At 35.3% G+C, this 14,784-nt stretch carries 15 protein-coding genes; 4 read left to right on the forward strand and 11 right to left on the reverse strand.

Annotated features, from left to right (window positions below):
- The first annotated feature begins 12 nt into the window (after positions 1–12).
- The gene (locus tag AC1DKZ_RS00005) at positions 13–99 is read left to right on the forward strand and encodes an IS3 family transposase (RefSeq protein WP_078030485.1); all 87 of its coding nucleotides are present in this window, start codon (positions 13–15) and stop codon (positions 97–99) included.
- Positions 100–178: 79 nt separating this feature from the next.
- Here AC1DKZ_RS00005 and AC1DKZ_RS00010 read toward each other — a convergent pair whose 3' ends face one another.
- The 8 genes from AC1DKZ_RS00010 to gabP form a co-directional block, all read right to left on the reverse strand.
- Positions 179–1,144, reverse strand: coding sequence for an SH3 domain-containing protein (locus tag AC1DKZ_RS00010; protein ID WP_476995480.1), 966 nt, complete (start codon positions 1,142–1,144; stop codon positions 179–181).
- A gap of 348 nt (positions 1,145–1,492) precedes the next feature.
- Entirely contained in the window at positions 1,493–3,349 is a 1,857-nt protein-coding gene (locus tag AC1DKZ_RS00015) for a PTS fructose transporter subunit IIABC (protein WP_476995481.1), read from the reverse strand.
- 13 nt (positions 3,350–3,362) lie between these two features.
- Positions 3,363–4,274 (reverse strand): 1-phosphofructokinase, encoded by a 912-nt coding sequence (pfkB, locus tag AC1DKZ_RS00020; RefSeq protein ID WP_219303362.1) that lies wholly within the window; start codon positions 4,272–4,274, stop codon positions 3,363–3,365.
- Positions 4,271–5,023 carry a DeoR/GlpR family DNA-binding transcription regulator gene (locus tag AC1DKZ_RS00025; RefSeq protein WP_219303363.1) on the reverse strand — a complete coding sequence of 251 codons (753 nt, stop codon included), beginning with the start codon at positions 5,021–5,023 and terminating at the stop codon, positions 4,271–4,273. Before AC1DKZ_RS00025 ends, pfkB begins: the two co-directional genes overlap by 4 nt.
- A gap of 158 nt (positions 5,024–5,181) precedes the next feature.
- Positions 5,182–6,345, reverse strand: coding sequence for an iron-containing alcohol dehydrogenase (locus AC1DKZ_RS00030; protein WP_219303364.1), 1,164 nt, complete (start codon positions 6,343–6,345; stop codon positions 5,182–5,184).
- A gap of 116 nt (positions 6,346–6,461) precedes the next feature.
- Positions 6,462–7,004, reverse strand: coding sequence for a DUF420 domain-containing protein (locus AC1DKZ_RS00035; protein ID WP_000228316.1), 543 nt, complete (start codon positions 7,002–7,004; stop codon positions 6,462–6,464).
- A gap of 316 nt (positions 7,005–7,320) precedes the next feature.
- Positions 7,321–7,659 carry a hypothetical protein gene (locus AC1DKZ_RS00040; RefSeq protein WP_078175321.1) on the reverse strand — a complete coding sequence of 113 codons (339 nt, stop codon included), beginning with the start codon at positions 7,657–7,659 and terminating at the stop codon, positions 7,321–7,323.
- A gap of 133 nt (positions 7,660–7,792) precedes the next feature.
- Complete coding sequence (gene gabP, locus AC1DKZ_RS00045; RefSeq protein WP_404448084.1) at positions 7,793–9,187, reverse strand: GABA permease; 1,395 nt, start codon at positions 9,185–9,187, stop codon at positions 7,793–7,795.
- 270 nt (positions 9,188–9,457) lie between these two features.
- Between gabP and AC1DKZ_RS00050 the strand changes: the two genes are divergently transcribed.
- Positions 9,458–10,540 (forward strand): chitinase, encoded by a 1,083-nt coding sequence (locus tag AC1DKZ_RS00050; protein ID WP_002087965.1) that lies wholly within the window; start codon positions 9,458–9,460, stop codon positions 10,538–10,540.
- Between the two features lie 54 nt (positions 10,541–10,594).
- Here AC1DKZ_RS00050 and AC1DKZ_RS00055 read toward each other — a convergent pair whose 3' ends face one another.
- On the reverse strand, positions 10,595–11,806 hold the full coding sequence (locus AC1DKZ_RS00055; protein ID WP_002167780.1) for a M20 metallopeptidase family protein: 1,212 nt from the start codon (positions 11,804–11,806) through the stop codon (positions 10,595–10,597).
- Between the two features lie 125 nt (positions 11,807–11,931).
- The gene (locus AC1DKZ_RS00060) at positions 11,932–12,825 is read right to left on the reverse strand and encodes a metallophosphoesterase (RefSeq protein ID WP_002087972.1); all 894 of its coding nucleotides are present in this window, start codon (positions 12,823–12,825) and stop codon (positions 11,932–11,934) included.
- 196 nt (positions 12,826–13,021) lie between these two features.
- On the opposite strand from AC1DKZ_RS00060, the gene AC1DKZ_RS00065 reads away from it, so the two are divergent.
- Both AC1DKZ_RS00065 and AC1DKZ_RS00070 read left to right on the forward strand, forming a co-directional pair.
- The gene (locus AC1DKZ_RS00065) at positions 13,022–13,837 is read left to right on the forward strand and encodes a formate/nitrite transporter family protein (RefSeq protein WP_476995482.1); all 816 of its coding nucleotides are present in this window, start codon (positions 13,022–13,024) and stop codon (positions 13,835–13,837) included.
- A gap of 141 nt (positions 13,838–13,978) precedes the next feature.
- The gene (locus AC1DKZ_RS00070) at positions 13,979–14,251 is read left to right on the forward strand and encodes an HU family DNA-binding protein (protein WP_002033657.1); all 273 of its coding nucleotides are present in this window, start codon (positions 13,979–13,981) and stop codon (positions 14,249–14,251) included.
- A 19-nt stretch (positions 14,252–14,270) separates the two neighbouring features.
- Here the strand turns inward: AC1DKZ_RS00070 and AC1DKZ_RS00075 are convergent, their stop codons facing one another.
- Complete coding sequence (locus AC1DKZ_RS00075; protein WP_476995483.1) at positions 14,271–14,750, reverse strand: GNAT family N-acetyltransferase; 480 nt, start codon at positions 14,748–14,750, stop codon at positions 14,271–14,273.
- Positions 14,751–14,784 lie beyond the last annotated feature (34 nt).

Below are 14,784 nucleotides of genomic sequence, written 5' to 3' on the forward strand. Positions count from 1 at the left end.
ATAAAGGATTATATGGAGGAGTATAATTATAATCGTTATCAGTGGACATTAAAAAAGATGGCTCCGATCGAATATCGGAACCACCTTTTAAGTGCTTGATTTTTCAGGGCTTTTTTATTAAACTGTCCATTTTATAGGGTACAGTTCATTTCAAGCAGCCGTTTTTTATTTTAATAAATTATTTTATAACTTTCACTTTAACGGATTTACGACCCCAACTATCAGCAGTGCTATCTGAACCAACTAAAACATCAATACGGTTTCCTTTAATCGCGCCACCAGTATCTCCAGCAATCGCTTCTCCATATCCTTCCACCCACACTTTTGATCCGAGAGGAATTACTTTCGGATCAACAGCAATAACTTTCATATTTGGATTCGCTGTTAAATCATGCCCCATCGCTGTTAACACACGACCACCATATGTGCCATTTTCACTCGGGTGAGCTGTGTAAGCTGTCGCTTCTACTGTTATTTCACGACCAGCAGGTTCACTTGTTTCAGTAGATTTCGCCACTGGCTTAGTTGCCGGCTTCGCTTGCGCTACTGGTTTACTTGATGCTCCACTTTTAACTGATTCTTTTCCATTAACTGCCGTATCATTTTTAGCCAGCGCTTTCTCCTTAACTGATGTATCATTTTTAACCGCCGTTTTCACCTTAGTTGGCGCTTCATCTTGAGCTGGAACTTCTTTTCTTTCAATAACAGGTGCTGTACCTGTTAAAAATGGTATGTGAACATACACCGCTTTCCCGCCATATTCGAATTGTAACCATTCGTTTTGTACTTGATTTGTCGTTTCAATCAAGTCATCTTTTTTAAGCGTGCCAAGAATTTCTGAATCAGTATTCGCTCCAGCACGAATGTTTAATACGTTTGCTGTTACATAATAAGAACTTTTCGTAAACTCGGCACTTACAAAAGCTTCTTTACCATCTAATTTAATTTTGGACCATCCGTTTTCTGTATTTATAACATCTAATTTATTTCCACTTAACATTTTACCTACAAGTTTTGATTCTACAGTTGGGTTTTCTCTAACGTTTAATACATCTGTTGTTACAATCGTTTCCGCTTTAGCAGAACCTGCAAAAATCCCAAGACCAAAAACTGCTGCTGTTGCTATACCTAATAATTTTTTCATGAATAGCCTCCATTTGCTTTGTTTTCGTGTTCTCATTATAGCAACAGTTTTTTGTAGAATTTCGAAAATCACACAATTACAAAGCATTCGTAATAAACGATTAATGATTTGTAACATAAATTTCCATATTAAAGAATTGTATTTCTACCAAAATCAGCAATAGTTTTCATATATTTCTCACAAATTAGCATAAGAATTTTTTTCCAGAAAAAATTACAGTATTACTTTTTTGTTACAAAAAAATCACTTTTCATTACATCTTTTACCAAAATCCATCATAATCCAATTATTAAATTACTTTTTGTAACGAAAAAGGAACAACTCCTATTAGCTGTCCCTTTTTATCTTTTATTTAACTTTCTTCTTCCAAACACCTATCATAATAGCTGAAACAATCGTCCCAATTAATATAGAGAAAATGTATAGCAACGGTTTATTCACTAATGCGATAACAAACAATCCACCATGCGGTGCCGGCAATGTAATTTGGAATAACATAGATAAGGCACCCGCGATACTTGAACCAACAACACAACTTACTATTACTCGAACCGGATCGGCAGCTGCAAATGGAATCGCACCTTCTGTAATAAACGATGCTCCCATAATATAATTTGTTAAACCAGATTTACGTTCTGCTTCTGTAAATTTTGTTTTAAAGAATGTGGTTGCGAATGCAATCGCAAGTGGCGGTACCATACCACCAGCCATAACTGCTGAGTGCACTCCAAAATTCTGTGCTTCTATTGCAGCAATACCAAATGTAAATGCCGCTTTATTAATTGGACCACCCATATCAATTGCCATCATACCACCTAAAATAAGACCTAATAATATAGCATTCGTACCGTTCAAACCATTTAACCATCCTGTTAACATTTCATTTAATGCTACTACAGGCGGGTTTACTACTTTTTGCATTACAACTCCTGTAATCAATAATCCAAAGACTGGATATAACAAAACAGGTTTAATTCCTTCTAACTGTACTGGTAATCCTGAAAATAATCTTTTCAATCCTAAAACAACATATCCAGCTAAGAAACCAGCAATTAATCCACCTAAAAATCCAGCATTCGCATGTGCTGCTAAAAATCCACCAACAACGCCAGGCATAAAACCAGGTCGATCAGCAATAGAACTCGCAATAAATCCAGCTAAGATTGGTACAAGGAATAAAAAGGCTCCTTTTTCTCCACCGCCAATATTCATTAATATTTCAGCAATAGGACCTTCCGCCTTAATTCCACCGAACATAAATGCTAATGCAATTAAAATTCCGCCACCAACAACGAATGGAAGCATATTACTTACACCGCTCATTAAATGCTTATAAATTCCTAGCCCTTTTTCTTTCTCTACATTTTCTGCCTTCCCATCCTCTTTTACACCTTTAAAGATTGGTGCATCTTGTTTTATAGCTCGATTAAGAAGGATTTCAGTTTTTCTAATCCCGTCGGCGACTGGTACTTGAATGACATGCTTCCCAGCAAAACGATTCATTTCTACTTGTTTATCTGCAGCTACAATAATAGCCGTTGCGCGTTCAATGTCCTCTTTCGTTAAATCGTTTTTAACACCTGTTGATCCATTCGTTTCAACTTTAATCGCTATTCCTAACTCTGCTGCTTTTGCTTTTAAACTATCCGCAGCCATATATGTGTGAGCGATACCAGTTGGACAAGCTGTAACAGCTAATACGTATGGCTCATTCCCTTCCGGCTTTGCTACTTCAACTTCGTCTTCTTTTTCATTCTCTTTTTCATCAAATAAACGAAGTAGCTCCTCTTCATCCTTTGCTTCTAATAATTGCTTACGAAACCCTTCATCCATTAATAATGTAGAAAGACGAGACAACGTTTCTAAATGCGTATTATTCGCGCCTTCGCTTGCAGCAATCATAAAAAACAGATGTGCAGGCTGTCCATCAAGCGACTCATAGTTGATACCGCTTACACTTCTACCAAAACAAATCGATGGTTGTTTAACGGCATTCGTCTTCGCATGAGGTATAGCAATACCTTCACCAATTCCAGTTGTACTTTGTGACTCCCGCTTTAGAATAGCTTCTTTAAATTCAGCTTTACTATTTAGACGATTAGCACCATTTAATTTCTCAACTAATTCATCTATGACAGCTTCTTTATTTGAAGCTGTCAAATCCATAATGACTGTATCCCTTTTTAATAGTTCTGTAATTTTCATATGTTGCTTCCCCCTATCGCTTAGCTACAATTACTTGCGACAATAATTCTTCTACTTTTTCCTTTGTACATAAATCCGCCGAAAATGCTGTTGCACTTCCTGTTGCAACACCATATTGAAATGCTTTTTCAATATCTTTTGTCTGTTCATATTTACCTACAAATCCAGCAACGAGAGAATCTCCTGCCCCAACCGAATTAATAACAACACCTTTTGGAACAGTTGCTTCATATATACCTTCTGCCGTAAATAATAAAGCTCCATCTCCTGCCATTGATACGATAACGTGCTCTACACCTTGTTCGATTAATTTTCTTCCATACGGTAAAATGTCTTCTACTGTTGAAAGCTCCACTCCGAATAACTCACCAAGTTCATGATGATTTGGCTTTATTAAAAATGGCTTATTTTTAGTTACATGCTGCAGTGCACTTCCACTTGCATCTACTACTACACGAATACCTTTTTCGGCTCCAAACGCTGCGATTGATTCATAAAAGGTATTTGGAATAGAAGCTGGTACACTTCCAGCTAGTACAACACAATCTCCAGATTGCATACTTTCGATTTTTTTCATCAATTGTTCAAATTGCTCATTTGTCACAATAGGACCCTGTCCATTTAACTCCGTTTCTTCTTGCCCTTTTATTTTCACATTAATTCGAGAATCTCCACCTACTTGGACGAAGTTTGTTGTTACACCTTCATCATGTAATACACCTTTAATAAATTGACCGGTAAATCCACCCGTAAATCCAAGCGCTACATTTTCGACACCTAAACGATGAAGAACGCGAGAAACATTAATCCCTTTCCCTCCAGGAAACTTCATATCTTTCTCTGCTCGATTTACTGTTCCTAAATCGAAAGAATTAACTTGTACTACATAATCAATAGATGGGTTTAAAGTAACTGTATAGATCATTGTTTATCAGCCTCAATCACATTTGTTTGTCTTCTATATTTTTCTAAATCAATTTCTAAATGGTTTGTAATAATACTTGCATCTTCAACATTTGCAATTTTTGCAAATGCAACTTCTGAAAACTTACTTTCATCAATTAAGAAATATCCTTCATTTGCTAATGTTAATGCCAGTTGCTTCAAGAGCGCTTCTTCTGGATCTGGTGTTGTAAAACCAAGCTGTTCGTGTACACCATTCGCTCCTAAAAAAGATTTATCGAAGCGATACTTCTGCATACTTTCCTGTGCCATAGCACCAATTAAAGCTTTCGTCCTACTCTTCATCATCCCGCCTAGTAAATACGCACGAATATTATTTTCAACTAAAGCTTCAATATGCATAAGTCCATTCGTTACGACAGTAACATCTTTGTTTATTAAAAATGGAATCATTTCAAATGTTGTACTTCCTGCATCTAAATAAACGCAATCACCTTGTTCAACAATGCTAGCGGCATACTTGGCAATTTGTTGTTTTATTTGAATGTTTTTGGATGATTTTTCAACCATCGTTGGCTCTTGTCCTTTTCCTGTTAAAACAGAGGCACCACCATGAACTCTTTTTAATAACCTTTGCTTTTCCAATTGCGCTAAATCACGACGAATTGTTGATTCAGAGCTTTCTGTTCTTTCCACTAATTGCTGTAATTTAACAACCTTCTGCTCTTTTACAAGTTGCAATATCATTTGATGACGTTCAGGAGTTAACATTTTATTCACCTCTTCTTTGATTACAGTATAATGAAAACGATCACAAAAATCAACCATAAACATTCATAAATAATCAAAACCAGTCACAAACGGTTATAGACAACAAAAAAGAAACCCATTTGATTGTTATATCAAATGGGTTTCTTTTTTCGATTCACTTATAAAGAAGCTTTATATATACTTAAAACATCGTCTTTATTTAATTTTTTAAAGTTACCGAATTCACCATAAGCCATCGCTTTATCCGCCATTAAGTCAATTTCACTTTCTCTAATAGCGTAATCAGCTAATGTTACTGGAGCTTCAATTGAAGTCCAAAATTGACGTAACACCTCAATTCCCTCTAATGCAACCTCTTTATCTGTCTTCCCATCTGTTTCTACATCGAATACACGAATAGCGAACTGTTTAAAGCGACTCACATTTTCATCTATAACATGCTTCATCCAATTTGGGAATAGAATCGCGAGTCCGCCCCCATGCGGTATGTCATGAACAGCAGAAACTGCATGCTCAATATTATGAGTTGCCCAGTCTCCTTTTACTCCCATCGCTAAAATGCCGTTTAACGCCATAGTACCGCAATATAAAATTGTTTCCCTATGCTCATAATTTTCTAGATCACTTAAAAGCTTAGGAGCTGTTTCAATTACTGTTCTTAAAACAGATTCACAATAACGATCTTGTAATTCTGTATTCATGCCGTGATGGAAATATTGCTCTAATACGTGCGACATAATATCGACCATACCATAAATCGTTTGATCTCTCGGCACAGACGAAGTATGTAGTGGATCTAAAATTGAAAACTGAGGGAATGTAACTGGACTGCCCCAGCCGTACTTTTCATTCGTTTCCCAGTTTGTAATTACAGATCCTGCATTCATTTCAGATCCTGTTGCTGCAAGCGTAAGCACAGTACCAAATGGTAACGCCTCGCTAGCAAATGCTTTTTTCGTTACAATATCCCATACATCTCCATCGTACTTACTACCAGCTGCAATTGCTTTCGTACAGTCAATTACACTTCCCCCACCAACTGCTAAAATAAATTCAATACCATTATCTTTACAAATTTGAATCCCTTTCTTTACAGTTGATACACGTGGATTTGGTTCAACACCTGTCAATTCAAATACTTCCGCATTTATATCCTTTAAAATAGAAATTACATTATCATAAATACCATTTCTTTTAATGCTGCCTCCTCCATACACGAGAAGAACTTTTTTACCGAACTGTGGAATTTCCGTTTTTAACTGCTCTAACTGTCCTTTACCAAAAATAAGTTTTGTCGGATTACGAAATACAAAATTTTGCATATACCTTTACCATCCCTTCTATATAAAAAGCAACTATACTTTGGTATACCACAATTTTTTCATTTCACAAAAATATTTGCCTAATAAAAAATCTCAGCCTACAGGCTGAGATTTTTTTATTGATAATAAGGTGAGATCATTAAGTAAACAATAACACCAGATAAACTTACATATAACCAAATCGGCATCGTCCAACGTACAATTTTACGGTGACGTGTTAATTGATTCGTAAAACCAAATACAAGTGCGAACAATGCAAGGGGTACAATAATCGCCGCAAGGATAATATGTGTAATTAAAATGATGAAATACACATATTTAATGAATCCTTCTCCACCGAAATGTGTTGCCGGTGCCAAGTAATGGTACGATAAATATGACACACAAAATAATAAAGTCGTTGTAAATGCTGCAAGAATAAAACCACGGTGCATCTTTACATTCTTTTTAATAATAGAGTATAAAGCTGCTAATAAAAATACAAACGTAAAACTATTAAAAATTGCGTTTAACATTGGTAAGATAGTTACATCAAAATGTACTTCCCCTTCATAGCCAACAGGTCCAAAGAACAAAAACAAAATAATCGCATTTACAATTACAGAAAGCGTTATCACAATAGGAGCATAGCTTTTCTGATTCGTTGATTGATCCACCAAATTGGTCACTCCTCTTCTTTCAAATATGTATAATTAACCTCACTATTTTAACATATTATTCACGGTGTAAATGTGACAATAGTTTGACACAGTAAGACAGGGCAAAGAAAAAATCCTTCTTAACAATACTTCTTAAGAGGGATTTTATCGCTTTATTATTCAAATAGCAATGCGATTAGTTTTTGTTAAAAAACGTACTGCTATACGCTTGATATATTTCAGACACTTGATATCCCATTAATGAAATTGCCGTTAATGAAAAGAAACCAATCATAAGAAATCGAAACCACATATAAATCTCCTCCTTGTATTTAGCTTAAAAAGCAGTCGCTATATTACAAGTTGAGTGGCACTCTTCATCGTCACTTTCCTTTTTCTTTACAATTGCTGTTATAAATCGAATCATAAAGAAAATCACAAAAGGAAATTGTTCGTAATTTACCTTGGCATAGTTTGGCAACGGCTCGCGCTGCACATCGAACGGAGATGAGAAGGAATAGAACATACCTTGCTCTTCCATATATACAATTACAATTTTCATACAAAACATTATTCCTAGAAATGAAACAATATCTTGCCATTCTGTCGTATATAAAAAGTTATACAGCTCTAATACGTACTCTTCCATCGTCATCCCCCCTTCCTTTTTTACCATTTTGCTCGCCTTTATATAAAAAGTCAAGAAAAAAGTTTATATTCACTATGACAATAGTAATTACTTGTTTCTATGATTATATATGATTCTTTTATAGCAATGATTGGGTGTAACTCTCTTCTAAAACAAGAAATTAGAATCGAACAGATTCCTCATTCTTACTTTTAGGATTCAACAATGTACTATTTTTGTTTCTATTAAAAATAAAATAAGAAATTATTATAAGAACAGTAACAAGCATTGTTAAAAGCGCTTGTGAACGTAAAGATTCAATTGCGAGCATGACAACTAAAACTGCTATAATCGCAGCAATTGTAACATATGTTACATATGGAAAAAGCCACATTTTCACTTTCAAATTTTGTTGTTCCGCTTTCCCCATTTTTTTACGTATCTTGAAATGTGAAACTGCTATAACGAGATAAACGAGTAACGCAATCCCGCCAGATGCATTCACTAAAAATAAAAATACTTTATCTGGAGATATGTAACTAAAAACAACTCCAATGTAAGCAAAGAAAGTTCCAAATAAAACCGCCCGAACTGGAACACCACTACTATTCAATTTCAAAAATGCCTTTGGCGCATCTCCTCTTTCTGCCATTGAAAAAAGCATTCTTGAGTTCGTATATAAACCCGAATTTAAACAAGAAAGTACAGCTGTTAAAACGATAAAATTCATAATTTGCGCTGCCGCTGGTATCCCTATATGTTCCAGTACCGCTACAAATGGGCTTTTTAGTATGTTCGCCGAATTCCAAGGAAGGAGTGTAACAACTACAGCGATCGATCCAATGAAAAATACGAGAATACGCCAAATTACACTATTTGTTGCTGTTTTGACTGCCTTTACAGGTTCGGCAGACTCTCCAGCGGCCACTGCAACAATCTCAGATCCCATAAATGAAAATATAACGACGGTGATTCCAAGTAACACCGAACTTATACCATTTGGCATAAATCCTCCTTGACCTACCAGATTCGAAGTGCCAGGCGCTTCCGTTCCTGGTACAAATCCTAAAATAACAGCTAGTCCAAGACAAAGGAACAAAACAATACTTATTACTTTAATAAATGAAAACCAATATTCAAATTCTCCAAATGATTTCACCGAGAAAACATTCGTCAACGTTAATAAAATCGTTAATATTAAGCTTAATAACCAGAGTGGGATTTCTGGAATCCAGTATTGAATAATACCAGCACCTGCTGTAGCTTCTATTGCAATAACAATTACCCAGAAAAACCAATATAGCCACCCAATTGTATAACCTGCCCATGGACCAATTGCCTCTCTTGCATATGTTGCAAATGAACCACTTGTCGGATTAATAGCTGCCATTTCTCCTAGCATTCTCATAACGAAAATAACTAGAAGTCCTGCTAATGCATATGAAACGATAGAACCTGGACCTGCTGAATGCACAACCGCACCACTTCCAACAAACAAACCAGCTCCTATTACGCCACCAATGGAAATCATTGTAATGTGGCGTATTTTGAGGTCTTTCTTAAGATTTTTATCCAACTCTTGTACATCCCCTTCCAAACTTAATTTTGAAATTTATGTAAGAGTATTATGCGAAAAATCTTATCCTATACTTTAAAATATATCAAAATATTCTGAATTTAACAATCGTAATTCGACCTCCTTCAAAAATTATTTCATTAGGTTTAATAATTTCCCATACACAATTGTTGAGAAAATTATAGTCACCTTACAAAAGAATGAATTTTCAGATATTATTAAATAAACAAGATTATACATCTAGACAACTTTTTGTATAGGAGTGTTGATATGTTAAACAAGTTTAAATTCATTTGTTGTACTTTAGTAATTTTCTTACTGCTACCGCTAGCTCCCTTTCAAGCACAAGCAGCAAACAATTTAGGGTCAAAATTACTCGTTGGATATTGGCATAACTTTGATAACGGTACTGGCATTATTAAATTAAAAGATGTTTCACCAAAATGGGATGTAATAAATGTATCTTTCGGTGAAACTGGTGGTGATCGTTCCACTGTTGAATTTTCCCCTGTGTATGGTACAGATGCAGAATTCAAATCTGATATTTCCTATTTAAAAAGTAAAGGAAAAAAAGTAGTTCTTTCAATAGGTGGACAAAATGGGGTCGTTTTACTTCCTGACAATGCTGCTAAACAACGTTTTATTAATTCCATACAATCTCTAATCGATAAATACGGTTTTGATGGAATAGATATTGACCTTGAATCAGGTATTTACTTAAACGGTAATGACACTAATTTTAAAAACCCAACAACTCCTCAAATCGTGAATCTTATCTCAGCAATTCGAACGATTTCAGACCATTACGGTCCAGATTTCCTATTAAGCATGGCTCCTGAAACAGCTTATGTTCAAGGCGGCTATAGCGCATATGGAAGCATCTGGGGTGCATATTTACCGATTATTTACGGAGTGAAAGACAAACTAACATACATTCACGTTCAACACTACAACGCTGGTAGCGGGATTGGAATGGACGGTAATAACTACAATCAAGGTACTGCAGACTACGAAGTCGCTATGGCAGATATGCTCTTACATGGTTTTCCTGTAGGTGGTAATGCAAATAACATTTTCCCGCCTCTTCGTTCGGATCAAGTCATGATTGGACTTCCTGCAGCACCAGCGGCCGCTCCAAGTGGCGGATATATTTCTCCAACTGAAATGAAAAAAGCTTTAGATTATATCATTAAAGGAATTCCTTTCGGAGGAAAGTATAAACTTTCAAATCAGAGTGGCTATCCTGCATTCCGTGGCCTAATGTCTTGGTCTATTAATTGGGATGCAAAAAACAACTTTGAATTCTCTAATAACTATAGAACATATTTTGATAGTCTTTCCTTGCAAAAATAATAAAAAACAACAATAGGTTTTATATGACCTATTGTTGTTTTTTATTTATGTAAATTACTTTTTCACTTCTACATGATGAAGAAATTCTTTTCCATCTCTTGAATAACTATTCACAAGACTTAAAAGCAACTTCCCACCAACCAACATCGCACGTTCATCAAAATCGAATTGAGGATGATGGTGTGGATATGTTGCCCCTATTTCTTCATTACCGGCACCTGTGAAGAAAAATGCTCCTGGAACATGTTCTAAGTAGTATGCAAAATCTTCTCCGCCCATAATAGGTGGTACTTCCATGACCCTTTCTTTGCCAAGATCGTGTTCCGCAACCGTCATAAAATGACGTGTTTCAGCTACATGATTTATTAATATTGGATAGCCTCGTTTATATTGAATATTAACTTCAGCATGAAGGGACTGACAAATCCCCTCAACAACTCGTCTAAATTCCTTCTCCATATATTCTCTCACTTCAGGATCTAACGTTCGAATGGTTCCTGTAAACGTAGCAGTATCCGCAATAATATTATCGGCTTGCCCGGCATGGAATGTACCAACTGTTAAAACTGCTGATTGAAGTGGATCGACTTTTCTACTCACTAAAAGTTGCAACTGATTAATAACTTGTGTTGCAACGATAATAGCATCTACAGTATGATGTGGCATACCGCCGTGACCACCTCGCCCTTGAATCTTCACTTCAAAAGTATCAGCTGCCGCCATCATTGCTCCAGCTTTCGTTCCAACAATTCCTAAAGGCATCTGAGAAGATAAATGTGTACCAAAAACAACATCTACTCCTTCTAAACAACCATCCTCAATCATGGCAATTGCTCCGCCAGGCTCTTTCTCTTCTGCATGTTGATGAATAAGGACTATTTTTCCTGAAAGTTGGTCTCTGTTATCACTTAATATTTTTGCAACTCCTAAAAGTGTTGCTGTATGTCCATCATGGCCACAAGCGTGCATTACACCAGGAACCTTTGATTTATATGAAACTTTCTTTTCATCTTGAATAGGTAGTGCATCAAAATCAGCACGTAGCGCCATCGTCTTCCCAGGTATTCCACCTTCAATTACGCCGATTACCCCTCTTCCCCCGACATCTGTTTTCACATCAATATGAAAACTTTTTAAAATTTCAGCTATTTTTTTCGGTGTTTCTATTTCTTGAAACGATAGCTCTGGGTATTGATGAAAATCTCTTCGCCACGAAACCATTTGATTATATAAACTTTCCAATTCTTTATGCCATGTTTCTATCATAGAAATTCCCCTTTCTTTTTAACAGTTTAAATAAAAAAATACATAATATTCTGTATTTAATCAATAAAAAAAGAGAACTTTCTTTAAAAGTACTCTTAATTCTTCAAAATATTAAACGTTCTACTTCAGTCACTACTTTGCTTCAATACAAATAGTGAAAGTTCCGGTACACTCAAAAATCTAACAGGCATTCGGGTTGTCCCAATACCACGATTTACGTATAAATGTAACAGCTTACTCTTCCCTTCTAATTCATACATACCTTCAACATGACTCTCAGCTAGTTTTGTAGTAATTAAAGGACCTACAAAAGGAATTTGAACTTGTCCTCCGTGACTATGTCCTGACATTTGAAAATCGACTGGATAACGAGATACTTTATCTACAACATCCGGCTCATGTATTAATAGCATATTGAAATCTTGTTGTCTTAAGTTTTTTAAAGTCGAGTCTATTTGTGGCTTCCCTAATAAAAAATCATCCAAACCTGATATTGTAATATACTTGCCGTTTTCCCCTTTAATTTTCTGCACTTCATTTACTAACACAGAAAAACCAGCTTCCTCCATATACTTTTTGTAAAATAAACTACCGCCCCCACCTCTATCATGATTCCCAAACACAGCATATTTTCCTAGGGGAGCTTTAATTTTCTGCAAAATAACCTTTGCTTCTTCTCTTTCCGCACTATAGGATCCAAACTTATCTATTAAATCTCCTGTAAAAACTACTATATCTGGATGTAATTCATTCATCTTCTCCACCAAATTTTCTAGTTGTTTCAATGTAAAATCTGGTCCTAAATGTAAATCTGAGAACTGCAATATTTTTTTATTATTAAACTCTTTAGGAATTGTAGGAGCTTCTATTTCATTCCACGTAACTGTTACTAGTCTTCTTTCTATTTCAGTCGCATAGAAATACAAACTTACTGGTATCATTAATATACTTATGAAACTAATAATAAATATCTTTACGATTGATTTTTTTCGTTCTTTTTTTACATGATGCGTATTCATGTTTTCACCTCTAAAATCACTTTAAATCCTTATTGTTACATTAATGTGACAACATGAACAATGTTCGTTATATCCAATTTCATCCCCATTCACTTTGACAAATTTATACAGAAGTCATATCATTTTTTTATCATACATAGATTCTTTAAAATGTTTCTTCTATTCATTCCATCATTCTATTAAGGAGAGGTTATTCATGTCTGTATTTACACCAGAAGAAATTACGGAACTTGCTGCTAATTCTGGAAGAAAAAAAGCTCATTTATCATTGCTCCCTATGCTAATTCTCGGTTTTTTTGGTGGTGCTTTCATAGCATTAGGATATTTACTTGATATCCATGTTATCGGAACAATGCCAAAATCTTGGGGATCATTTACTAGCTTTTTAGGTGCTGCCGTATTCCCTATCGGTCTTATACTCGTTATCCTTGCAGGCGGTGAATTAGTAACTGGCAACATGATGACCGTTTCAATGGCATGGCTTCACAAAAAAATCGACTTATTTCACTTCATACGAAATTTAGTTATTGTTACGTTTAGCAACTTCATAGGTGCTATATTCGTCGCTTATTTTTTTGGTCATATCGTCGGCTTAACGGAGGGAGCTTTTTTAGCAAAAACAGTTTCTATTGCACAAGCTAAACTACAAGATACACCACTGCAAGCCTTCATTTCTGCAATCGGGTGTAATTGGCTCGTTTGTTTAGCGGTTTGGCTCAGTATGGGAAGTAAAGAATTTATCGGAAAGATTGTCGGTATTTGGTTCCCTGTTATGACTTTTGTTGCGATTGGATTTCAACACGTTGTAGCCAATATGTTTGTCATCCCAGCTGCAATTTTTTCTGGTCATTTAACTTGGGTTGAATATTTTCCAAACTTCATTTTTGTTTTCTTCGGAAACTTAGTAGGGGGTATGTTATTTGTAGCATTACCTTATTTCATGTCTTATAATAAGAAACTACCTTCCAATAAAGAGCAAACTGCATTAAAGAAAAAATCTGTATCCGCTTAAATTGAATGTCTATAAATTGGTCCTAAAAAATATTACAAATTTCATTTTTTTTGCGAATATATGTACGTACACTTGTTCTCGAATGTTTTATACGTTATAATAACAACTTAAATAGCATTATTTACATATGAGGTGAAAAACATGAATAAGACAGAATTAATTAAAAACGTAGCACAAAACGCTGAGATTTCTCAAAAAGAAGCTACTGTAGTTTTACAAACTGTAGTAGAATCAATCACTAACTCTTTAGCTGCTGGCGAAAAAGTACAACTTATCGGATTCGGTACATTCGAAGTTCGTGAAAGAGCTGCTCGTACAGGCCGTAACCCACAAACGGGTGAAGAAATGCAAATCGCAGCTTCTAAAGTACCTGCTTTTAAAGCTGGTAAAGAACTAAAAGAAGCTGTAAAATAATGAAAAATAGCCTTCTCATTTATGAGAAGGCTATTTTTTTCATGACATAATTAATAAAAATCTGACCATTATGCTGCTTATTTTGTTCCTTTATGCAAATAAAACCTTTGCTTTCAAAGAAAGGTTTTGCTGTAATACTCGCCTCTGTATATATATCCCTATGCTGCAAGTTCACTGCTTCTTTTTCTAACTTCTGTAGTATGTATGATGCTATCCTTTTTCCTTGATAATCTTTATGCGTAAATAAGCGATCTACGTAATGATCATCATTATAATCCCCAAATCCCACTATCACACCTATATAATCAGCAACGTAACAAATATTCTTTTCTAAAGACTGTAGCCATCTCTCTCTATCTAGTCGCTCTGGGGCCCACGCCTGTAGCTGTAACTCGTTATAATCTTTTGCATTCACCGTATGAACCGTTTCATAGAACAATTGTAATACTTGCTCTAAATCCTCTTTCTGGAATGTTCTAATTTTAATATCTTTAAACATATGTAAAACTCCTTATCAAACTAACTCTTTTATT

Source organism: Bacillus sp. 05T21 (assembly GCF_056396785.1).

What these genes read in the sequence shown, in the direction of transcription:
- AC1DKZ_RS00005 (WP_078030485.1), top strand. Translation starts at nt 13, where the DNA reads ATGGAGGAGTATAATTATAATCGTTATCAGTGGACATTAAAAAAGATG.
- AC1DKZ_RS00010 (WP_476995480.1), bottom strand. Translation starts at nt 1,144, where the DNA reads ATGAAAAAATTATTAGGTATAGCAACAGCAGCAGTTTTTGGTCTTGGG.
- AC1DKZ_RS00015 (WP_476995481.1), bottom strand. Translation starts at nt 3,349, where the DNA reads ATGAAAATTACAGAACTATTAAAAAGGGATACAGTCATTATGGATTTG.
- pfkB (WP_219303362.1), bottom strand. Translation starts at nt 4,274, where the DNA reads ATGATCTATACAGTTACTTTAAACCCATCTATTGATTATGTAGTACAA.
- AC1DKZ_RS00025 (WP_219303363.1), bottom strand. Translation starts at nt 5,023, where the DNA reads ATGTTAACTCCTGAACGTCATCAAATGATATTGCAACTTGTAAAAGAG.
- AC1DKZ_RS00030 (WP_219303364.1), bottom strand. Translation starts at nt 6,345, where the DNA reads ATGCAAAATTTTGTATTTCGTAATCCGACAAAACTTATTTTTGGTAAA.
- AC1DKZ_RS00040 (WP_078175321.1), bottom strand. Translation starts at nt 7,659, where the DNA reads ATGGTAAAAAAGGAAGGGGGGATGACGATGGAAGAGTACGTATTAGAG.
- AC1DKZ_RS00050 (WP_002087965.1), top strand. Translation starts at nt 9,458, where the DNA reads ATGTTAAACAAGTTTAAATTCATTTGTTGTACTTTAGTAATTTTCTTA.
- AC1DKZ_RS00055 (WP_002167780.1), bottom strand. Translation starts at nt 11,806, where the DNA reads ATGATAGAAACATGGCATAAAGAATTGGAAAGTTTATATAATCAAATG.
- AC1DKZ_RS00060 (WP_002087972.1), bottom strand. Translation starts at nt 12,825, where the DNA reads ATGAATACGCATCATGTAAAAAAAGAACGAAAAAAATCAATCGTAAAG.
- AC1DKZ_RS00065 (WP_476995482.1), top strand. Translation starts at nt 13,022, where the DNA reads ATGTCTGTATTTACACCAGAAGAAATTACGGAACTTGCTGCTAATTCT.
- AC1DKZ_RS00070 (WP_002033657.1), top strand. Translation starts at nt 13,979, where the DNA reads ATGAATAAGACAGAATTAATTAAAAACGTAGCACAAAACGCTGAGATT.
- AC1DKZ_RS00075 (WP_476995483.1), bottom strand. Translation starts at nt 14,750, where the DNA reads ATGTTTAAAGATATTAAAATTAGAACATTCCAGAAAGAGGATTTAGAG.